Consider the following 20,802-nt stretch of genomic DNA (forward strand, 5'->3'; position numbering starts at 1 on the left):
CAGAATGAACGCGTTATCGTTGACGTTTTTCGCGAGCAAGCTCGCTCCTACGGGTACGCATCTATTTTGTCATTGCAGGGAGCCTTTTTAATGCGCGTCATTCTCTTCAGCAGCCAAACCTACGACCGCGAGAGTTTCCTCGGCGAACCGCTGCCGGCTGGCCTGGAACTGCAATTCCAACCGGCACGCCTGAACCTCGATACCGTGGCCCTGGCCGAACACCACGAGGTGGTCTGTGCCTTTATCAACGACGACCTCAGCGCCCCGGTGCTGGAGCAACTGGCCAAGGGCGGCACACGCCTGATTGCCCTGCGCTCGGCGGGCTACAACCATGTCGACTTACCCGCCGCCCAGCGCCTGGGCCTGAGCATCGTGCGCGTACCCGCCTATTCGCCCCACGCGGTGGCCGAGCATGCCGTCGCCCTGATCCTGGCCCTCAACCGTCGCCTTCATCGGGCCTACAATCGTACCCGCGACGGTGATTTCAGCCTGCACGGGCTGACCGGTTTTGATCTGGTCGGCAAAACGGTCGGCGTGGTTGGCACCGGGCAGATCGGCGCGACCTTCGCCAAGATCATGGCCGGGTTCGGCTGCCAGTTGCTGGCCTACGACCCCTTCCCCAACCCGCAGGTGCAGGACCTGGGGGCCCGCTACGTGAGCCTGCCTGAACTATTGGCCGAGGCGCAGATCATCAGCCTGCACTGCCCGCTGACCGCCGACAGCAAACACCTGATCAATGCCCGCTCGCTCGCGCAGATGCAACCCGGCGCGATGCTGATCAACACCGGGCGCGGTGGCCTGGTCGACACGCCAGCACTGATCGAAGCGCTCAAGCTTGGCCAGTTGGGCTACCTGGGGTTGGACGTCTACGAAGAAGAAGCGCAGTTGTTTTTCGAAGACCGCTCGGACCTGCCCCTGCAGGATGACGTGCTCGCCCGCCTGCTGACCTTCCCCAACGTGATCATCACCGCGCACCAGGCCTTCCTCACCCGTGAGGCCCTGGCGGCAATTGCCGGCACCACGCTGGCCAACATCGCCGCGTGGGCCGATGGCCGGCCGCTGAACCTGGTCGAGGGATGATCAGCGGTCACATACCGGGCTCATGATAGGCCAGCACCCGTGATAGGATGCCGCGCCTATTTGGAGGATCCATGGCCGAACACGATTTCCGCTTCAGCTTGCTGAGCCCGCAACACACCCTGATCGAATGCCGCGCCCTGGTGCCGGGCCGTTACCAGGTCACCGGCAACGGTGGTTCGATCAAACATGGCGACGTCCTGATCGTCAGCCTGCGCGGCAGTAAAACCCTGTCGATGCGCCTGACCGTCGAAGGTGACGCACGCTACTCCATCCGCCCGGCGGGCCAGTGGGTCGCCATGGCCCAAGGGCCGAAGTTCGGCGAACTTGAAATTCACACCTGGAAGGTCAACTGCGACAGCTGCGACGCCGTGCTGGAGTTTGAATTCGCGGTAGAAACCAAGCTGACCAAGGCACCCCTGCAACCGGCTGCCAACGCACGTATCAAAGAACTGGGCTGGGCCAGCGAAGGCGACAAGCACCGTTGCCCGAAATGCCAGCAGGCCGCGCAATGAAAGGCCGGCTGCTGCTCGCCGCAATCGGCATGAGCCTGGCAGGCTGCGCCGCCGATGTCGCCAAGCTCGAGCGCGACCACAGCTACGTAGTGGAATGGATTGGTGAGCGGCCGTTGATGGACTACGCGCACCTAACCGTCACCCTGGGCGCCGATGGCCGCGCCTATGGCAATGGCGGCTGCAACCACTGGTTTGCGCCGTACACGGTCGACGGTGACAAGCTCAGCTTCGGCCCGGTCGGCAGCACCCGAAAAATGTGCGCCGAAGCCCTGATGGAGCAAGAGCATCGCTTCTTCCAGGCCCTGCAAAGCGTGCAGCGCTGGGACATCTCGCCGATCGAGCAGACGCGGTTCTGGCCGGCCGAAGGCAAGCCAATCCGCTTATGGCTCGAAGAAGGCTAATCTAGGCGCACGCTCCTGTATTAACGCGGTGTCCTCTGGTTCTGTGGGAGCTGGCTTGCCTGCGATCCAGTCAACTCGGTGATTCAGGCACACCGAGTCGATACCTTCGCAGGCAAGCCAGCTCCCACAGTTGACCGCGCCCGGCCACACACTCCACGATGCGAAGCGAGCCGCTCTTGATCTTGATCTGCTTTTGATCTCAGGCGCCCCGTCAAACCACGCTGGCCGGAATTCGACAGTGATTTGGGGGGTAAACCGGCAGGGATGCCGGTTTAGCCGCCCCGCGCCATGGATGGCGCGTGGCGGCGCCCCCCCAAATCACTGGCGGATTACGGGCACACCGAGCCTAGGCGAGGTGCCGAGTGGTGGGGCAAGAGCGTTTTGCTTACTTTTGCGCTGTTCAAAAGTGAGCCGCCGTCAGGACGGAACCCTAAGTGGCCGTTACCTAAATAACGGATATGTACCCGGTCCAACTGTGTTGACTGCCAGGCCGCCTTCGCGAGCAAGCCCGCTCCCACAGTTAGATTGTGGGGTGCCAGGTAGATAGGTGTCGGCTGTCAGGCCATCATCGCAGGCAAGCCAGCTCCCACAGTTTTAGCCTTTCAAGGCCTTGAGCTTGGCCAACACCCCTTCCGCCGTCTGCTCCCCCATCAACTGCTCACGCACCTTGCCCTTGTCGTCGATGATGTAGGTCACCGGCAAGGCCTCGCTGCGCGGAATCTCGAAAATCCCGTCCGGGTTCTGCGCCAGCACCGTGAACTTGATCCCCAGCTTGTCGCTGGCGGCCTTGAGCTCTTCACCCTGCACATTGTCGAAGTTGACGCCGAACACCCCGACATTCTGGCCTTTCAGCTGTTCTGCCAGGGCATTGAGCTCGGGGATTTCCGTGCGGCACGGGCCACACCATTCGGCCCAGTAGTTGACCACCAGCCACTGTTTGTCCAAGCGTTCGGCCGCCACTTTCTGGCCATATTGGTCAACGCCGTAATCGTTACCGCAGCCGCTGAGCAGCAGGGTTGTGATGATCGCCAATGCACCGATCAGTCGCCTTGTCATGGGGTATTCCTTCGCAAAAATGAACGTTGGCTGCGGCCTATCGCCTCTTACGGTTTAAGGACAGGCGCCAGCGCAGGTAGAATACCCGCCACCTTACGCAAGATGCGACCCGCACATGACCGATCTGACGCTTTATCACAACCCGCGCTGCTCGAAATCCCGCGGTGCGCTGGAACTGCTGGAAGCCCGCGGCCTCACCCCGACCGTGGTGCGCTACCTGGAAACCCCGCTGAATGCCGCGCAAATCAAGGCCCTGCTCAAAAAGCTTGGCATCAGCGCACGCCAACTGCTGCGCACCGGTGAAGACGAATACAAAACCCTGAACCTGGCCGATGCCAGCGTGAACGAAGCACAGTTGATCGCCGCCATCGCCGCCCATCCCAAGCTGATGGAACGCCCGATCCTGGAAACCGCCGATAAAGCCATCATCGGCCGCCCGCCCGAGAACGTGCTGGAGATTCTGCCGTGAGTACGCCCTATGTGCTGGTGTTGTATTACAGCCGCAACGGCTCGGTGAGCGAGATGGCCAGGCAGATTGCCCGGGGTATCGAGCAAGGCGGCATGGAGGCGCGGTTGCGCACGGTGCCGGCGATTTCCACCGAGTGCGAAGCGGTGGCGCCGAGCATTCCCGACGAGGGCGCGCTGTATGCCAGCCTAGACGACCTGAAGCACTGCTCGGGCCTGGCCCTGGGAAGCCCCACCCGGTTCGGCAACATGGCCGCGCCGCTCAAGTACTTCCTCGATGGCACCAGCAACCTGTGGCTCACCGGCGCTCTGGTCGGCAAGCCGGCCGGCGTGTTCACCTCCACCGCCAGCCTGCATGGCGGCCAGGAAACCACGCTGATGTCGATGCTGCTGCCGCTGCTGCACCACGGCATGCTGATCACCGGCCTGCCCTACAGCGAGCAGGCGCTGCTCGACACCCAGGGCGGCGGCACGCCGTATGGCGCCAGCCACCATTCCGGGCCAGACGGCAAGCGTATGCTCGATCAACATGAAATCACCTTGTGCCGGGCCTTGGGCCTGCGCCTGGCCAAGACCGCCACGCTGTTGGAGAACGGCCGTGGCCAGGAAGCCTAAGGTCCTGCCGCCACGGGAGTGGCTGGAGCCACGGGTCAAGGTGGCACGCGCGCTAAGCCTGCTGGCGTTCTTGGGCCTGGTGGGCTTGTTGTGCGTGTACTACCTGTTGGTCGCCGACCTGCATGGGGCGCGCCCGTGGGTCATCCTGCTGATCGAGCTGGTGCCGCTGCTGATACTTGCGCCAGGCATGCTGATGGGCAGCGCACGCGGGCATTCGTGGATGTGCTTTGTGGTGAACCTGTATTTCATCAAGGGCGCACTGGCTGCGTATGACCCGAACCGCCAGTGGTTTGGTGTGCTGGAAATGCTCGCGAGCCTGGCGGTGTTTTGCACGGCGTTGCTGTATGTGCGTTGGCGGCATCAACTGAACCGGCGACTGGCCGAAGCCCCGGGCGCCTGAAAGTCAGCCTTCGCGAGCAAGCCCGCTCCCACAGGTGGAATGCGTTCCCCTGTGGGAGCGGGCTTGCTCGCGAAGGCATCACCGCGGTTTCAATGGTTGACGGTATAAGCCAACATCATCGACAGCTGACACATCGGCCGCCCACTCTCGGCATGCCACTGGTTGAAGGCGCCCTGCACCGTCGCCAAATCGCGCAGGCTGGTCGGGGCCTTGTCGACGATCTTCTGCGCATTCAGCGCCGCCACCACGTCATCGCTCGGCACAAAAGTGTCCTTGCCGACCATGCGCAGAAAGCGCGGCGCCGACAGCCCGCCCAACTGGTGGCCGTGCTTGCTCAGGTACTTCCACAGCCCGACGATATCAGTCACCGGCCAATCGGCGATAAACGCGCCGAAGCTGCCTTTTTCCTGCTCGATATCCAGGATCATCTGCGCGTTGCGCGGCACGCTCTTGAGCTTGCCCAGGTGACGGATGATGCGCGTGTCCTGCATCAGCCGTTCCAGGTGCTCGGCGCCCATCAGCACGACTTTTTCCGGGTCGAAGCCAAAGAACACCTGCTCGAACGCCGGCCATTTGGCATCCACCACGCTGTGCTTCAAACCGGCGCGGAACACTCGCAGCGCCAAGGTCGACAGGTAACGGTCATCGGTGATCTTGCGCAATTGCGCCGGGGTCTTGGGCACCGGCAGATGGGCTTCCAGCTTGGCCGCCGAACCGAAGCGGTTCAGACAATATTCGTGCAGCCACTTGTAATCACGCATGCCCTCTCCTGTCAGTCGAATTGAAAACGGCGCCCGCAAGCGCCGTGTACTAGAGCCTTGGGAAGGCTCAGAGGTTCACTACATTGACGAAACGCGATGCGGCGGTCTCGTCGATTTTCAGGCTGGTGAAGTCGAACAGGTTGCGGTCGGCCAATTGCGACGGGATCACGTTTTGCAGGCTGCGGAAGATACTTTCGGTACGCCCTGGGGTCTTGCGCTCCCAGTCCACCAGCATCTCCTTGACCACCTGGCGCTGCAGGTTTTCCTGGGAGCCGCACAGGTTGCACGGGATGATCGGGAATTGCTTGAAGTCGGAGTAAGCCTGGATGTCCTTCTCGTTGCAATACGCCATCGGGCGGATCACTACGTTGCGCCCGTCATCGGCACGCAGCTTGGGCGGCATGGCCTTGAGCGAGCCGTTGAAGAACATGTTGAGGAAGAAGGTTTCGACGATGTCATCGCGGTGATGACCCAGGGCCATCTTGGTCGCGCCGATCTCATCGGCAAAGGTGTAGAGCGTGCCACGGCGCAGGCGCGAGCACAGCGAGCAGGTGGTCTTGCCTTCCGGGATCAGTTCCTTGACCACCGAGTAGGTGTCTTTCTCGACGATGTGGTACTCGACGCCCAGTTCTTTCAGGTAGGCCGGCAGCACATGCTCGGGGAAACCGGGTTGCTTCTGGTCCATGTTGACCGCCACGATCTCGAACTTGATCGGCGCGACCTTTTGCAGGTGCAGTAACACGTCGAGCATGGTGTAGCTGTCTTTGCCGCCGGAGAGGCAGACCATGACCTTGTCGCCGTCCTCGATCATGTTGAAATCGGCGACTGCTTCACCGGCCAGGCGACGCAGGCGTTTTTGCAGTTTGTTCTGGTTGACTGTAAGAGTGCCCATGGCGCTTGGATCCGCAAAGGTGTGTGACGAAAAGCGCAGCATTTTACCGGCAAGACTGGCCCAGTTCCAATGTGGGAGCTGGATGCCATGAATCCTGACAGACCGCACCGCGATTAGCGCCCGTGTTTACAGCGCAATTTGCTCTAAAGGCCCTACGGTTATTCCGGTCATCCCTTCCTATACTGCGACTTGAGGTCGCACATCTATCCAGACCTTTCAGGCCATTTGGCCCGTGGGCGCTCCGATGGGGGGCGATGGTAATAACGACAGGAGTGACTGGCATGATCCATCACGTCGTGGGGCTGTTTACCCATCCCGACCAGGAATGGCGGGAAATCCGTGGCGATAAAGAAGAAAGCATCGGCCACATGTACCTCACTCATACCCTGATTCTCGCGGCGATCCCCGCCATTTCCGCCTTTATCGGCACCACTCAGGTTGGCTGGGTTATCGGCAACCGCGCTCCGGTGATGCTGACCCAGGAAAGCGCGCTGTGGATGACCCTCATGTCTTACGCGGCCATGCTGTGCGGCGTGGCGGTGATGGGCGCGTTCATTCACTGGATGGCTCGCACTTACGACGCCAGCCCAAGCATGGCCCGCTGCGTGGCGTTTGCCACCTACACCGCCACGCCCTTGTTTATAGGTGGGCTGGCGGCGCTCTACCCGCATATGTGGCTGGGCATGGTGGTGGGCACGGCGGCGATCTGCTACACGGTGTACCTGTTGTATGTAGGGCTGCCGACCTTCATGAGTATCGACCCGGATGAAGGCTTCCTGTTTTCCAGTTCGGTATTGGCCGTGGGCCTGGTGGTGCTGGTGGCGATCATGGCCTTTACCGTGATCGTCTGGGGCCTGGGCGTCGGGCCGATCTATACCAGTTGACCGAAAAAAACCGCAGGCAAGGCCACCGCAAGGTGGCTTTGTGCGTTATGCATGACCATTCGGCGCCTGACAGATTCGGAAACCCCCAGCTTTGCGGCATACTGGGCGTCTCTGGAGATATGTACAGCATGCCCGAGCAACTCAATACCCGCGTCGAAGATTGTTTCCTGCAAGCCGAATCCTTTTTCAAACGAAGCTTCAAACGCCCCCAGGTCAGCCTCAAGCTGCGGGGCCAGAAGGCCGGTGTCGCGCATTTGCACGAGAACCTGCTGCGCTTCAACCCTCAGTTGTACCGTGAAAACAGCCAACACTTTCTCAAGCAGACCGTGGCCCACGAAGTGGCGCACCTGATTGCCCACCAGTTGTTTGGCGAGCGCATCCAGCCCCATGGCGAGGAATGGCAGTTGATCATGCGCGGGGTTTACGAACTGCCGCCCGACCGTTGCCACACCTACGAGGTCAAGCGCCGGCAGGTGACTCGCTATATTTACCGCTGCCCGTGTGCGGACAGTGACTTTCCGTTTTCACCGCAGCGCCATGGGCTGGTGGGCCAGGGGCGGCGGTATTTGTGTCGGCGGTGTCGGCAGACTCTGGTGTTCACTGGAGAAACTCGGGTGGAATGAGGGCCTCTTCGCAGCATAGGTATCTACACAACTTCGGTACGACGCTAAACCTGTGGCGAGGGAGCTTGCTCCCGTGACGGCCGGATAGCCGACGCCTATTTACCTGACGCCCCACGACCCAACTGTGGGAGCGGGCTTGCTCGCGAAGGCGGCCTGACAGTCGACACCGTTATACCGAGTGCATATCCATTGCTGCGGTAACGGCCGCCTAGGGTTCCGCCCTGACGGCGGCTCACTTTCGAAAAGCGCGAAAGTAAGCAAAGCGCTCTTGCCCCACCACTCGGCACCTCGCTTAGGCTCGGTGTGCCCGTAATCCGCCAGTGATTTGGGGGGCCGCCGCCACGCGCCATCCATGGCGCGGGGCGGCTAAACCGGCATCCCTGCCGGTTTACCCCCCAAATCCCTGTCGAATTCCGGCCAGCGTGGTTTGACGGGGCGCCTGAGATCAAGATCACAAGCAGATCAAGATCAAGAGCGACTCGCTTCGCATCGTGGTTACAGGAGGCTGCTGCGAACTACACAGTTGTGTAGATACCTATGCTCATCGCAGGCAAGCCACACACATTTGGATCTGTGAACGCAATCAAAATGTGGGAGCTGGCTTGCCTGCGATAGCGCCCTTTCAGTCAACCCACAACCTTGGCCTGGCGCAATTGCTTTATCCGCTCAACACCGACCCCCAACTCCACCAACACCTCATCACTGTGCGCCCCCACCGCCACCCCAATATGCCTGGGCGCCGGCAACCCCTCGGAGAACTTCAGCGGGCAGGCCAATTGCGCTTGTGTCGAGCCATCCCCCCGGGGCACCTGGCTGACCAGCTCCCGCGCCTTCAACTGTGGATGCTCCACCGCCTCACTCAGACTCAACACCGGCTCCACACACGCATCCACCCCGGCAAACAACTCACACAACTGGTCAAAACTGCGCTTCTCGAACTCCACCTGCAACGCCTGCTTAAGCACGGCCTGGCGTTCGGGCGTCACACTGTGTGCCGCCAATTCCGGCCGCCCCAATGCCTCGCACAGCTGCTGCATAAACCCCGGCTCCAGACTGCCCACCGACATCCAGCGCCCATCGCGTGTGCGGTAATAGTCATAGAAACTCCCGCCATTGAGCACATGGTTCTCCCACCCAGGCTCGACCCCGCAAGCCAGATAACCGGCCCCAGCCATGGCGTTCAGGCTGAACGAGCAATCGGTCATGCTCACATCCAGGTATTGCCCCACCCCGCTCTGCTGCCTGGCAATCACCGCCGCCAGCAAGCCCACCACGGCGTGCAGCGAACCGCCCGCCACATCCGCCAGTTGTACGCCCAGGGGCAACGGGCCCGTGTCCTGGCGCCCGGTATGGCTGGCCACGCCGGCCAACGCCAGGTAGTTGATATCGTGCCCGGCGCGGTCCTTATAGGGGCCGGTCTGGCCGTAGCCGGTGATCGACACATAGATCAACCGCGGGTTGATCGCCTTCAGCGCCTCATAGCCCAGCCCCAGTCGCTCCATGACGCCGGGGCGGAACTGTTCGAGCAGGATGTCATAGCCCTTGACCAACTCACGCACGATCTCGATCGCCTCGGCCTGCTTGAGGTCCAAGGCCAGGCTGCGCTTGTTGCGGTTGAGGTAGGCGTGGCTGGCCGACGTGCCACGATCATGGGGCGGCAATACCCGCAACAGGTCCATCCGCGTGGGCGATTCGATACGCAGCACTTCGGCGCCCATGTCCGCCAGCATCAAGGAGGCAAACGGGCCGGGCAACAAGGTGGAAAAATCCAACACTTTAAGGGACGCCAAGGGACCTGACATAGGGACTCCAGTTGGGTTGCGAATCCCCACAGACTAGGCAGCCGGGCACCTGTCGGCAATCGTCAGAACGATCAACCACAGTGACCGTTTTGATCACGGCGGGCTTTTTCGCGGCGGCGGCTTTATCATTGGCCGACGTTTGTTGGCAGAGTCTTCCATGAAGTTCGCGATTGCACTGTATAGCGCCGCCCACGCGCCCTCCTCGCGCCGCGCCCTGTTGTTCGCCCAGGCAGCGCTGGCCGGAGGGCATGAGATTGTGCGGCTGTTTTTCTACCAGGACGGCGTGTACAGCGCGTCCAACAACATTGTCGCGCCCCAGGATGAGCAAGACACTGCGCGCCAATGGCGCGAGTTTGTCAGCCAGCACCAACTCGACGGCGTGGTGTGCATCGCCGCCGCCCTGCGCCGGGGTGTGCTGAATGCCGAGGAAGCTGCGCGCTATCAACGCAGCGCAGTCAACCTGGAGGCTCCCTGGGCGTTGTCGGGCCTGGGTCAATTGCATGACGCAATCCAGGACGCCGACCGCCTGATCTGTTTTGGAGGGCCGTGACATGTCCAAATCCTTGTTGGTGATCAGCCGTCAGGCGCCGTGGTCCGGGCCGAGTGCGCGGGAAGCACTGGATATCGTGCTGGCCGGTGGCGCGTTCGATCTGCCCATTGGCCTGCTGTTTCTGGATGACGGCGTGTTCCAACTGGCGCCGAACCAAGCCGCGAAAGCCGTGCAACAGAAAGACCTGAGTGCCAACCTGCAGGCCCTGGGCTTGTTCGGCATTGACGACGTGTTCGCGTGCAGCCATAGCCTGTCCGCACGCGGGCTGCCGCCACCCGCCAACGCGCAGGCGCTAGACAGCCAAGCCATTTCCCAACTGATTGACCGTTACGACCAGGTGATTACCCTCTGATGTCGACTCTACATGTGGTGTCTCATTCCCCGTTTACCGACAGCCGCCTCGACAGCTGCCTGCGCCTCTGTGGCGCCGAGGACGCCATCCTGCTGTGTGGTGACGGTGCCTACGGCCTGCACACGCCCGCCCTGCAAACCAAAGGCGTCAAGGTGTTTGTATTGGCCGAAGACATGCAGGCGCGCAACCTGCCGCTGCCCGACTGGGCTGACAGCGTCGATTACCCAGGCTTCGTGCAACTGTCCATCGACTACGACAAGGTCAACACCTGGCTATGAACACCCTGACCGTCGGCGCACGCACCCTGGAACTGGACAAAGACGGCTACCTTGTCGACCTCAACGATTGGTCCGATGAAGTGGCGAATGCCCTGGCCGCTGCCGAAGCCTTGGAGCTGACCCCGGATCACTGGGAAATCCTCACCCTGCTGCGCCAGTTCTACACCGAATTCCAGCTGTCCCCCGCCACGCGACCGCTGATCAAGTACACCGCCTTGAAGCTGGGCCCGGATAAGGGCAACAGCCTGCACCTCAACAAACTGTTCAACGGCACTCCCGCCAAACTCGCCGCCAAGCTGGCGGGCCTGCCCAGGCCGACGAATTGCTTATGACCGACTTTGCCCCCCTGACTCTCGTAACGCCCCAAGAGCATCCCTTTGCGCAGTTCGTGCGCATCCTTGGCAAAGGCAAGCGCGGCGCGCGCAACCTCACCCGTGAGGAAGCGCGGGAAGCCATGGGCATGCTGCTCGACGAAAAGGTCGAGGACACCCAGCTCGGCGCCTTCCTGATGCTGTTGCGCCACAAGGAAGAAAGCCCGGAAGAACTCGCCGGCTTCACCGAAGCCGTCCGTGAGCGCCTGCACGCGCCAGCATTGAACGTGGACATCGACTGGCCGACCTACGCAGGTAAAAAGCGCCACCTGCCGTGGTTCCTGCTGGCAGCCAAATGCCTGGCACAGAATGGCGTGCGCATCCTGATGCACGGCGGCGGCGCCCACACCGCGGGGCGCTTGTACACCGAGCAATTGCTGGACAGCTTGCAGATCCCGCTGTGCCGCGATTGGCAACAGGTCGAAAGCGCCTTTGCCCACGGCAACCTGGCGTTTATCCCGCTGGGTGATTGGGCGCCACAGTTACAACGCATGATCGACCTGCGCAACACCCTGGGCCTGCGCTCGCCTATCCACTCCCTGGCGCGCCTGCTCAACCCGCTGAATGCGCGCTGTGGCCTGCAAAGCATTTTCCACCCCGGTTACCAGGGCGTGCATCGTGATGCCAGCGGCCTGCTGGGTGACAACGTGATTGTGGTCAAAGGCGACGGCGGTGAGATCGAGGTCAACCCCGACACCCTCAGTCACTTGTATGGCAGCACCGACGGCCAGAGCTGGGACGAAGAGTGGCCCGCCCTCTCCGACCAGCGCCACGTCAAGCCAGCCACGCTTGAGCCCGAGCACCTCAAAGCGCTGTGGCGCGGCGACGTTGAAGACAGCTACCCGCAACTGGCGTTGATCGCCACCATGGCGTTGGCCCTGCGCGGCCTTGGCCACCCGCGGCAACAGGCGTTCGAATTGGCCCAGCAGTACTGGGACGCACGGGATAAATCGATTTAATCGATCATTCACGCCGGTTCTTTGCGCTTTTAGTTCGAACTCATCCCTTTAGACTGGGCTCCAACGCTTATCAGCCAAGGAGCCAGTCATGGGTTTATTGATCGAAGGACAGTGGAAAGACCAGTGGTACGAAAGTAGCGCTGATGGCGCTTTCCAACGGGAACAGGCACAACGCCGCAACTGGGTGACCGCCGATGGCGCGCCAGGCCCGAGTGGCGAAGGCGGCTTCAAGGCCGAGGCCGGTCGCTATCACCTCTATGTGTCCCTTGCCTGCCCGTGGGCGCACCGCACTTTGATCCTGCGCAAGCTCAAGGGCTTGGAAAGCCTGATCGACGTCTCGGTGGTCAGCTGGCTGATGCTGGAAAACGGCTGGACCTTCGACAAGGCCCACGGCTCCAGCGGCGATAGCCTCGACGGGTTCAACTTCATGCACCAGCGCTACACCGCCGATACCGCCGACTACACCGGGCGCGTCACCGTGCCGGTGCTGTGGGACAAAAAGCTCAAGCGCATCGTCAGCAATGAATCGGCGGAGATCATCCGCATGTTCAACAGCGCGTTCAATGAGCTGACCGGCAATACCCTGGATTTTTACCCCCAAGCCCTGCGCCCGACCATCGACGCCCTCAACGAACGCATCTACCCCGCCGTGAACAACGGCGTGTACCGCGCAGGCTTCGCCACCTCACAACAGGCGTATGAAAGCGCGTTTGATGATGTGTTTGCCGAGCTGGATCATCTGGAACAGCACCTGGGCAGCCATCGCTATCTGGCCGGCGAGTACCTGACCGAAGCCGATGTGCGGCTGTTCACCACGCTGATTCGTTTTGATGCGGTGTATTACAGCCACTTCAAATGCAACCTGCGGCGGATTGCCGACTATGGGAATTTGTCGAACTGGCTAAGGGAGATGTATCAGTGGCCAGGCGTGGCCGAGACGGTGGATTTCGAGCATATCAAGGGGCATTACTATGCCAGCCATCGCACGATCAACCCGACGGGGATTGTGCCGAAGGGGCCGTTGCAGGGGTTTGATACCGAGCATGATCGCCATGCATTGCAAGGCAAAGGTGTGTGGAGCTGACGTAAACCGCCTGTAGGAGCGAGCTTGCTCGCGAAGAACGCCAACGATAACGCAGCGCTACCAGGTAGCCCTCGGCGTCCTTGAGTTTTTCGCGAGCAAGCTCGCTCCTACAGTGGGTCAGTCGTTCAGACTTGGGACTGGGCACCCTCGAACCACTTGAGCTTCTCACGCAGTACCACCACCTCACCCACGATCACCAATGTCGGCGCATGCACTTCATGCTCTGCCACCATGCGCGGCAGGTCGGCCAGGGTGCCGGTGAACACGCGCTGGTTGGACGTGGTGCCCTGCTGGATCAGCGCCGCTGGGGTATCCGACGCGCGCCCGTGCTTGATCAACTGCTCGCAAATGATCGGCAAGCCAATCAGGCCCATGTAGAACACCAGGGTCTGAGAGGGGCCGACCAGGTCTTGCCAAGGCAAGTCAGAGGTACCGTTCTTCAGGTGGCCGGTGATGAAGCGCACCGATTGAGCATAATCGCGATGCGTCAGCGGAATCCCGGCATAAGCCGCGCAACCACTGGCTGCGGTGATGCCCGGCACCACCTGGAACGGGATGCCGTGGGCCGCCAATTCCTCGATCTCTTCGCCACCACGGCCAAAGATGAACGGGTCGCCACCTTTAAGGCGCAGCACGCGCTTGCCTTGCTTGGCCAGGTCGACCAGTTGCTGGTTGATCTGGTCCTGGGGCACAGCGTGATCGGCGCGACGCTTGCCGACGTACACGCGCTCGGCATCCCGACGGCACAGTTCCAAAATCGCCGGCGCCACCAAACGGTCGTACAGCACCACGTCGGCTTGCTGCATCAGGCGCAATGCGCGGAAGGTCAGCAAATCCGGGTCGCCTGGGCCCGCGCCCACCAAGTATACCTCGCCGGGCGCATAAGGCGGCGCGCCATTGACCTTTTCGATCAACAGGCGCTCAGCCTCATCGCCCTGCCCGGCCAACTGCCGGTCGGCAATCGGGCCCTGGAACACTTCTTCCCAGAACGCTCGGCGTTGCTGCACATCCGGGTACAACCCTTTGACCTGAGCCCGAAAACGCGCGGCCAGCCCAGCCAGTTGACCGTAGGTTGAGGGAATCCAGGTTTCCAGCTTGGCGCGGATCAGGCGTGCCAGTACCGGCGCGTCACCGCCGCTGGAGACGGCAATCACCAAGGGTGAACGGTCGACAATCGCCGGGAAGATCACGCTGCACAGCGCTGGCGCGTCCACCACATTGACCGGCACGCAGCGACGCTTGGCATCACTGGATACTTGCGCATTCAGTGGCTCATCGTCGGTGGCCGCGATAATCAGGGTGCAACCGTCCAGGTCGGCCTCCTGATAACCGCGCAACATCAGTTCCCCGCCACTGCCCAGCACCAGCTCACGCAGCTGGCTTTCGATCTGGGGAGCAACCACCCGCAACACCGCGCCGGCGTCGGCCAGCAGCCGGGATTTGCGCAAGGCAATCTCCCCGCCACCGACGACCAACACACGACTGCCGCGCAGGTTATGAAACAGCGGCAGAAATTCCATTTAGCGGATGACCTCAACGCCCGCCATGTACGGCTTGAGCACCTCAGGTACACGGATCGAACCGTCGGCCTGCTGGTAGTTTTCCAGCACGGCCACCAGGGTACGGCCTACGGCCAGGCCCGAACCGTTGAGGGTATGCACCAGCTCCGGCTTGCCGGTTTCCGGGTTGCGGAAACGCGCCTGCATGCGACGGGCCTGGAAGTCACCGCAGTTGGAGCACGACGAAATCTCGCGGTATTTGTCCTGGCTCGGCACCCACACTTCCAGGTCGTAGGTCTTCACGGCGCTGAAGCCCATGTCGCCGGTGCACAGGGCCAGTACGCGGTAAGGCAGTTCCAGCAACTGCAACACGCGCTCGGCGTTGGCAGTCAGGCCTTCCAGGGCCTCCATGGAGGTCGACGGCTCGACCACCTGCACCATCTCAACCTTGTCGAACTGATGCTGGCGGATCATGCCACGGGTGTCTCGACCCGACGCGCCGGCTTCGCTGCGGAAGCACGGGCTGTGGGCCACCAGCTTCAACGGCAGTTGCTTGGCGTCGAGGATTTCGCCGGCGACGATATTGGTCAGCGACACTTCGGCCGTCGGGATCAGATACAGGTCGGCTTCGCCGTCGCGGCTGATCTTGAACAGGTCTTCTTCGAATTTGGGCAGTTGGCTGGTGCCCATCAACGCCGGCGCCTGAACCAGGTACGGGGTGTAGGCTTCTTCGTAACCGTGTTCGCCGGTGTGCAGGTTGATCATGAACTGCGCCAGGGCACGGTGCATGCGCGCAATCGGGCCGCGCAGCAAGGCAAAGCGTGCGCCGGACATTTTTGCTGCGGTTTCAAAATCCAGGCCACCGGTCAATTCGCCCAGGGCGACGTGGTCCTTGATCTCGAAATCGAAAGCTTTGGGCGTGCCCCAGCGGCGCACTTCGACGTTGCCGTCTTCGTCTTCGCCGACCGGCACGGATTCGTGGGGCAGGTTCGGAATGCCCAGCAGGATCGAATCCAATTGGGTCTGAATGCCTTCCAGCTCGATTTTGCCGTCGGACAGCTCAGTGCCCATGCGCTCGACATCCGCCATCAACGGCGCGATGTCTTCGCCGCGCTGCTTGGCCTGGCCGATGGACTTGGAGCGCGCATTACGTTCAGCCTGCAGTGCTTCGGTGCGGGTCTGGACGGTCTTGCGCTGTTCTTCCAGCGCTTCGATGCGCGCAACATCCAAGGCAAAGCCACGGGATGCCAGGCGGTCCGCTACGTCCTGAAGGTTGCTACGTAACAGTTTGGAATCGAGCATGTCGGTCTCTCGTTATCAAAGTTTGGTCAAGGACAGGCCAGCCCAGGTGGCGAGCAGCCCGCCGAATACGCTGATGGCCGCATAGCCAATCGCCAGCGGCACTTGCCCGCTTTCCAGCAGGCGCACGGTATCCAGTGAAAAGGATGAAAAAGTCGTCAGGCCGCCAAGAAAGCCAACCATCAGGCCGGCACGTACCTCGACAGGCACTTCCGGGCGTAACAAAAACAGGCCGTATAACACGCCGATCAACAGGCAGCCCACGATATTAACGGCGAGCGTCGCCGTATAGAAGTGTTTCGGCCAATTGGCGTTGATCCAATTGCCGGTAGCAAAGCGCAGCAGTGTACCGGCGATACCTCCCGCCGAAACCGCGACCACTAAAGGAATCATGATTTTCTCCGCTGCCGAGGGCTCAGACGGTCGAGAGTGGCCAGATGATTGAGCTTCTCACCGATCTTCAGCTCCAGGCCACGGGGCACTGGCTGGTAGAACGGCTGCGGCTCCAGCTCATCCGGGAAGTAGTCTTCGCCGGCCGCGTAGGCGTCCGGCTCATCGTGGGCATAACGGTATTCGTCGCCATACCCCAGCTGTTTCATCAGCTTGGTCGGCGCGTTGCGCAGGTGCAGCGGCACTTCGAGGGAACCATGCTCGGCGGCCGCACGCAGGGCTGACTTGAAGCCCATGTACACCGCGTTGCTTTTCGGCGCGCAGGCCAGGTAAGTGATGGCCTGGGCCACCGCCAACTCGCCTTCCGGGCTGCCGAGGCGCTCCTGCACTTCCCAGGCGGCCAGGCACAGGCTCAGGGCACGTGGGTCGGCATTGCCGATGTCTTCGCTGGCCATGCGCACCACGCGGCGTGCCAGGTACAGCGGGTCGCAACCGCCGTCGATCATGCGCGCAAACCAATACAGCGCGCCGTCAGGGTTGGAACCGCGTACGGATTTGTGCAGCGCCGAAATCTGGTCGTAGAAGGCTTCGCCGCCCTTGTCGAAACGCCGGCGCGTGTCACCCAGCAGGCTTTGCAACAGGTCGACGCCAATCTCGCCGCTGTCTTCGGCCAGGTCGGAGGCGTTCTCCAGCAGGTTGAGAAAGCGGCGCCCGTCGCCATCGGCGGCGGTCAGTAAAATCTTGAAGCCTTCGTCGCTGAGGCTCAACTGACGCTTGCCCAGGCCCTTGTCTTCGCTCAAGGCACGGTGCAGCAGCTTACGCATCGCCGCTTCATCCAGGCTCTTGAGCACATAGACCCGCGCCCGTGACAACAAGGCGTTGTTCAATTCAAAGGAAGGGTTTTCGGTGGTGGCGCCGATAAAGATCAGCGTACCGTCCTCGACATAAGGCAGGAACGCATCCTGCTGCGACTTGTTGAAGCGATGCACTTCGTCGACGAACAGGATAGTGCGCTTGCCGTATTGCCCGGCCTGCTGCTTGGCGACTTCCACCGCCTGGCGAATCTCCTTGACCCCGGCAAGCACCGCCGAGACCGTTTCAAAGTGCGCATCCGAGACTTTCGCCAGCAACCGCGCCAGGGTGGTCTTGCCCACGCCCGGCGGGCCCCAGAAAATCATCGAATGCAGCGCACCCTGCTCCAGGGCTTCGCGCAAGGGCTTGCCGCGAGCGAGCAGGTGTTCCTGACCGACGTACTCATCCAGGTTGGTCGAACGCAAGCGCGCGGCCAATGGCTGGGCAATCGGGTCACTTCGAAACAGATCCATGGGCAGCGTTTGAAACCTCTGGGCAGTTTATTCCTGGATCACGTCGGCACCCTTGGGGATGTCGAACTTGAACTTGGACGCGGGCACCGGCTGGTTGGCCTTGACCCCGGAGAACAGGATATCGGTGCGCTGGCCGACGCTGTCGACCAGGCGCATGTTGTTGATCACGCCGTTGCCGAACGACAGGGACAGCGTGTCAAACAACGTGTCCTTGGATTTTGGCTTGAGGGTGAACTCGATGACGTTGCTGGTCTGCTTGGAGGTGATGTCGAAGCTGTCATTGATTTTCGACACATCGCCCGACAGCAGCAACGCTGGGGTCTGATTCAGGCGCGGATCGAGCTTCTTGATGGTGGCCTGCTCCAGGTCCGGGTCCCACAGCGTGACTTTCTTACCGTCGGAAACGATGGTCTGCTCCGCCTTGCCTTCGGTATGCCAGTAGAACAGCCCTGGGCGCTGCACGGCCATTTCACCAGCGGTTTCCTGCAACTGGGTGCCGCCAGCATCCAGGGTCAGCTGGGAGAAGCGCGCGGTGAGGGTCTGGGATTTGTCCAACAGGTTCTTCAGGCTGGCGACAGAAGCCGGGTCAGCGTGAGCCGAAACAGCGGTCAGGGCCAGGGCCGGCAACAACAGCATGCGGATAAAGCGCATGGGAGTCCTCATTGAGTAGTCAGGGCACGCCGCGTGTTGCCACGCGACGCGGAATCAGTCGCGCATCTGCCCGGGGGCGATGACTTCACGCGAGCCATTGGTGTTCATTGCGGTCACGACGCCGGCCATTTCCATGGCTTCGATCATGCGGGCGGCACGGTTGTAGCCGATTTTCAGCTTGCGCTGCACCGCCGAAATCGAGGCCCGGCGGCTTTCCAGTACGAAGGCCACGGCTTCGTCATACAAGGCATCGGTCTCGGCATCATCATCACCGCCACCGCCGCCATTTTCAAAGCCGCTGCCGGCTTCTTCGACGCCGTTGAGGATGTCATCGTTGTACTCGGGCGCGCCGCGCAGTTTCCAGGCTTCGACCACACGGTGCACTTCGTCATCGGAAACAAAGGCACCGTGAACGCGAATCGGCAGGCTGGTGCCCGGCGGCATGTAGAGCATGTCACCGTGGCCCAGCAGTTGCTCGGCGCCACCCTGGTCGATGATGGTGCGCGAATCGATCTTGCTGGAGACCTGGAACGCCATGCGCGTCGGGATGTTGGCCTTGATCAGACCGGTGATCACGTCCACCGACGGTCGCTGGGTCGCGAGGATCAAGTGGATACCCGCCGCCCGCGCCTTCTGGGCGATACGGGCGATCAGCTCTTCAACCTTCTTGCCGACGATCATCATCATGTCGGCAAACTCATCGACCACCACCACGATGGTCGGCAGCTTGGTCAGCAGCGGTGCTTCATCGTGAATGCTTTCGCGCTTGTACAGCGGGTCGGTCAGCGGTGTGCCGGCGTCCTGGGCTTCCTTGACCTTGGCATTGAAGCCCGACAGGTTACGCACGCCCATCTTCGCCATCAGCTTGTAGCGGCGCTCCATCTCGGCAACGCTCCAGCGCAGGGCGTTGGCGGCGTCCTTCATGTCGGTGACCACCGGGCACAGCAGGTGCGGGATGCCTTCGTAGATCGACAGTTCCAACATCTTCGGGTCGATCATGATCAGCTTGGCGTCATCCGGCCCGGACTTGAACAGGATCGACAGGATCATGGCGTTCACACCCACCGACTTACCGGAACCGGTGGTACCGGCCACCAGCAGGTGCGGCATTTTCGCCAGGTCGGTGATCACCGGCTTGCCGCCGATGTCATGGCCGAGCGCCAGGGTGACCGGCGATTTGAAGTTGTCGTATTCCGGGGTCGACAGCACTTCGGAGAAGCGCACGATCTGCCGGTCTTCGTTGGGGATCTCGATGCCCACGGTGGTCTTGCCCGGGATCACTTCCACCACGCGCACGCTGGTCACGGCCAGGGAACGCGCCAAGTCTTTGGCCAGGTTGGAAATGCGGCTGACTTTTACTCCGGCGGCCGGTTGGATTTCGTAACGGGTAATCACCGGGCCCGGATGGATCGAGTCCACCGACACTTCGACGCCGAATTCCTTGAGCTTGATTTCCAGCAGGTGGCCGACGGCCGCCAGGGATTCGGGGGAATAGTTGAGTTGTTTCTTTTCGGCCGGGTCCAGAATCGAGATCGGCGGCAAGGTCCCTTCGACGGCGCTGTCGATAAACAGCGGCGCCTGTTTCTCTTTTTGCACGCGATGGCTGGGCTCCGGCGCCTTGGGCGGAGCCGGGGCGATCACCGGCGGCACCTGCTTTTCACGGTCCGACATGTGCTTGCTCAGGGCCTGCTCGCGTTCGATCAAGCGCTCCTTGACCTTGGCTTGCTCGCGTCGATCCGGCGTACTTGGGGCCACCACCTCGTTGACACGGGTGTCCACTTCACGCAACTGCGCCACCATTTGCTTGCGCTCGACACGGGCGGCCCACCAGCGGTTGGCGGCGCCCTGGAACAATTCGAACAGGTCGAGGGTGATCTTACCGGTCACGTCCATCACCTTGAACCACGACAGGTCGGTGAATACTGTGAGGCCGAACAGGAACAGCGCGATGAACATCAGGGTGCTGCCCTGGATATTCAGGGTTCTGCGCGCCAGGTCGCCAAGGCTTTCGCCCAGGGCCCCGCCCGCGCCCGCCGGCAGGCCGGTCGGTGCATGGAAGTGGATATGCGCCAGCGCAGCGCCCGACAGCACCAGGAACACCAGGCCGATCAGGCGCCAGGAAAACAGCCAGCCGCTCCACTGCCACGGCTCGTGACGCTGGCGGAAGATCTGCCAGGTCTTGATCGCCAGCAATAGAGGGAAAATGTAGGCGAAGTAACCCAGGATCATGAAGAGGATATCGGCGCTGTAGGAACCTACCGGGCCGCCGAAATTCTGCACGTCATCGATCTTGCTGTTATGGCTCCAGCCCGGATCGTCCTTGCCATAGGTGAGCAAGGCCATCATCAGGAACAGGCACAGCGCACCGATGGCAATCAGTGCGCCTTCCTTGAGTCGGTAATGCAGGTGCTGGCGCCAGGCCGGTACGACTGCTGCTTTAGGTGCTGCGGCGGATTTCTTCAAAACGGGTCTATTCCTGCGCCTTTAGCGCGTCCATCTGTTGAATGACTGCACACGACTGCTCTATCCGGAGCAGCTGAAAAATGAACGAAT

At 61.6% G+C, this 20,802-nt stretch carries 24 protein-coding genes; 14 read left to right on the top strand and 10 right to left on the bottom strand.

The window, feature by feature from the left end; all coding sequences use genetic code 11:
• The first annotated feature begins 90 nt into the window (after positions 1–90).
• From ACWHXD_RS17670 to ACWHXD_RS17680, 3 genes are all read left to right on the top strand, one after another.
• Positions 91–1,080 carry a 2-hydroxyacid dehydrogenase gene (locus ACWHXD_RS17670; RefSeq protein WP_138761646.1) on the top strand — a complete coding sequence of 330 codons (990 nt, stop codon included), beginning with the start codon at positions 91–93 and terminating at the stop codon, positions 1,078–1,080.
• 71 nt (positions 1,081–1,151) lie between these two features.
• On the top strand, positions 1,152–1,592 hold the full coding sequence (locus tag ACWHXD_RS17675; RefSeq protein ID WP_003192054.1) for a hypothetical protein: 441 nt from the start codon (positions 1,152–1,154) through the stop codon (positions 1,590–1,592).
• On the top strand, positions 1,589–1,993 hold the full coding sequence (locus ACWHXD_RS17680) for an META domain-containing protein (RefSeq protein WP_138761647.1): 405 nt from the start codon (positions 1,589–1,591) through the stop codon (positions 1,991–1,993). Before ACWHXD_RS17675 ends, ACWHXD_RS17680 begins: the two co-directional genes overlap by 4 nt.
• A gap of 594 nt (positions 1,994–2,587) precedes the next feature.
• On the opposite strand, the gene ACWHXD_RS17685 is transcribed toward ACWHXD_RS17680, so the two are convergent.
• Positions 2,588–3,049, bottom strand: coding sequence for a TlpA disulfide reductase family protein (locus ACWHXD_RS17685; RefSeq protein ID WP_003192057.1), 462 nt, complete (start codon positions 3,047–3,049; stop codon positions 2,588–2,590).
• Positions 3,050–3,164: 115 nt separating this feature from the next.
• On the opposite strand from ACWHXD_RS17685, the gene arsC reads away from it, so the two are divergent.
• The 3 genes from arsC to ACWHXD_RS17700 are packed head-to-tail and all read left to right on the top strand — an operon-like array spanning position 3,165 to position 4,529.
• On the top strand, positions 3,165–3,518 hold the full coding sequence (gene arsC / locus ACWHXD_RS17690; protein WP_032896703.1) for an arsenate reductase (glutaredoxin): 354 nt from the start codon (positions 3,165–3,167) through the stop codon (positions 3,516–3,518).
• Positions 3,515–4,129 carry an NAD(P)H:quinone oxidoreductase gene (gene wrbA, locus ACWHXD_RS17695; RefSeq protein ID WP_003192060.1) on the top strand — a complete coding sequence of 205 codons (615 nt, stop codon included), beginning with the start codon at positions 3,515–3,517 and terminating at the stop codon, positions 4,127–4,129. Before arsC ends, wrbA begins: the two co-directional genes overlap by 4 nt.
• A complete protein-coding gene (locus tag ACWHXD_RS17700; RefSeq protein WP_044274584.1) occupies positions 4,113–4,529 on the top strand; it encodes a DUF2069 domain-containing protein in 417 nt (138 codons plus the stop codon). The genes wrbA and ACWHXD_RS17700 overlap by 17 nt, the downstream gene beginning before the upstream one ends.
• Before the next feature lie 89 nt (positions 4,530–4,618).
• On the opposite strand, the gene ACWHXD_RS17705 is transcribed toward ACWHXD_RS17700, so the two are convergent.
• Together ACWHXD_RS17705 and ttcA are read right to left on the bottom strand one after the other, a co-directional pair.
• Positions 4,619–5,290, bottom strand: coding sequence for a DNA-3-methyladenine glycosylase I (locus tag ACWHXD_RS17705; protein ID WP_034127867.1), 672 nt, complete (start codon positions 5,288–5,290; stop codon positions 4,619–4,621).
• Positions 5,291–5,357: 67 nt separating this feature from the next.
• Positions 5,358–6,182, bottom strand: coding sequence for a tRNA 2-thiocytidine(32) synthetase TtcA (gene ttcA, locus ACWHXD_RS17710; RefSeq protein ID WP_138761648.1), 825 nt, complete (start codon positions 6,180–6,182; stop codon positions 5,358–5,360).
• A gap of 281 nt (positions 6,183–6,463) precedes the next feature.
• On the opposite strand from ttcA, the gene ACWHXD_RS17715 reads away from it, so the two are divergent.
• Both ACWHXD_RS17715 and ACWHXD_RS17720 read left to right on the top strand, forming a co-directional pair.
• Positions 6,464–7,066 carry a Yip1 family protein gene (locus ACWHXD_RS17715; protein WP_003192065.1) on the top strand — a complete coding sequence of 201 codons (603 nt, stop codon included), beginning with the start codon at positions 6,464–6,466 and terminating at the stop codon, positions 7,064–7,066.
• Between the two features lie 128 nt (positions 7,067–7,194).
• Positions 7,195–7,689 carry a SprT family zinc-dependent metalloprotease gene (locus ACWHXD_RS17720; protein WP_032897884.1) on the top strand — a complete coding sequence of 165 codons (495 nt, stop codon included), beginning with the start codon at positions 7,195–7,197 and terminating at the stop codon, positions 7,687–7,689.
• 626 nt (positions 7,690–8,315) lie between these two features.
• Here ACWHXD_RS17720 and ACWHXD_RS17725 read toward each other — a convergent pair.
• Positions 8,316–9,491: a CaiB/BaiF CoA transferase family protein gene (locus tag ACWHXD_RS17725; RefSeq protein ID WP_078467873.1), complete on the bottom strand. Its 1,176-nt coding sequence runs from the start codon at positions 9,489–9,491 to the stop codon at positions 8,316–8,318.
• 157 nt (positions 9,492–9,648) lie between these two features.
• On the opposite strand from ACWHXD_RS17725, the gene tusD reads away from it, so the two are divergent.
• The 6 genes from tusD to ACWHXD_RS17755 all read left to right on the top strand — a co-directional run bounded on the left by tusD (position 9,649) and on the right by ACWHXD_RS17755 (position 13,085).
• Entirely contained in the window at positions 9,649–10,041 is a 393-nt protein-coding gene (gene tusD / locus ACWHXD_RS17730; RefSeq protein ID WP_032896695.1) for a sulfurtransferase complex subunit TusD, read from the top strand.
• A 1-nt stretch (position 10,042) separates the two neighbouring features.
• Complete coding sequence (gene tusC / locus ACWHXD_RS17735; RefSeq protein ID WP_138761649.1) at positions 10,043–10,393, top strand: sulfurtransferase complex subunit TusC; 351 nt, start codon at positions 10,043–10,045, stop codon at positions 10,391–10,393.
• A complete protein-coding gene (tusB, locus tag ACWHXD_RS17740; protein ID WP_044274586.1) occupies positions 10,393–10,671 on the top strand; it encodes a sulfurtransferase complex subunit TusB in 279 nt (92 codons plus the stop codon). The genes tusC and tusB overlap by 1 nt, the downstream gene beginning before the upstream one ends.
• Positions 10,668–11,003 carry a TusE/DsrC/DsvC family sulfur relay protein gene (locus ACWHXD_RS17745; protein ID WP_138761650.1) on the top strand — a complete coding sequence of 112 codons (336 nt, stop codon included), beginning with the start codon at positions 10,668–10,670 and terminating at the stop codon, positions 11,001–11,003. Before tusB ends, ACWHXD_RS17745 begins: the two co-directional genes overlap by 4 nt.
• On the top strand, positions 11,000–12,001 hold the full coding sequence (locus ACWHXD_RS17750) for a glycosyl transferase family protein (protein WP_138761651.1): 1,002 nt from the start codon (positions 11,000–11,002) through the stop codon (positions 11,999–12,001). The genes ACWHXD_RS17745 and ACWHXD_RS17750 overlap by 4 nt, the downstream gene beginning before the upstream one ends.
• Positions 12,002–12,089: 88 nt before the next feature.
• Entirely contained in the window at positions 12,090–13,085 is a 996-nt protein-coding gene (locus ACWHXD_RS17755; protein WP_098951007.1) for a glutathione S-transferase family protein, read from the top strand.
• 125 nt (positions 13,086–13,210) lie between these two features.
• Here the strand turns inward: ACWHXD_RS17755 and cysG are convergent, their stop codons facing one another.
• Genes cysG through ftsK form a run of 6 tightly spaced genes read right to left on the bottom strand, consistent with a single transcriptional unit; the run spans position 13,211 to position 20,712 of the window.
• On the bottom strand, positions 13,211–14,605 hold the full coding sequence (gene cysG, locus ACWHXD_RS17760) for a siroheme synthase CysG (RefSeq protein ID WP_138761652.1): 1,395 nt from the start codon (positions 14,603–14,605) through the stop codon (positions 13,211–13,213).
• Entirely contained in the window at positions 14,606–15,886 is a 1,281-nt protein-coding gene (gene serS / locus ACWHXD_RS17765; RefSeq protein WP_032896683.1) for a serine--tRNA ligase, read from the bottom strand.
• Positions 15,887–15,901: 15 nt separating this feature from the next.
• Positions 15,902–16,276 (bottom strand): fluoride efflux transporter CrcB, encoded by a 375-nt coding sequence (crcB, locus tag ACWHXD_RS17770; protein WP_003192080.1) that lies wholly within the window; start codon positions 16,274–16,276, stop codon positions 15,902–15,904.
• Complete coding sequence (locus ACWHXD_RS17775) at positions 16,273–17,598, bottom strand: replication-associated recombination protein A (RefSeq protein WP_032896681.1); 1,326 nt, start codon at positions 17,596–17,598, stop codon at positions 16,273–16,275. Before ACWHXD_RS17775 ends, crcB begins: the two co-directional genes overlap by 4 nt.
• A gap of 27 nt (positions 17,599–17,625) precedes the next feature.
• Entirely contained in the window at positions 17,626–18,249 is a 624-nt protein-coding gene (gene lolA, locus ACWHXD_RS17780) for an outer membrane lipoprotein periplasmic chaperone LolA (protein WP_032896679.1), read from the bottom strand.
• 54 nt (positions 18,250–18,303) lie between these two features.
• On the bottom strand, positions 18,304–20,712 hold the full coding sequence (gene ftsK, locus ACWHXD_RS17785; RefSeq protein ID WP_032896677.1) for a DNA translocase FtsK: 2,409 nt from the start codon (positions 20,710–20,712) through the stop codon (positions 18,304–18,306).
• Positions 20,713–20,802 lie beyond the last annotated feature (90 nt).

This window comes from Pseudomonas fjordensis (assembly GCF_976987115.1).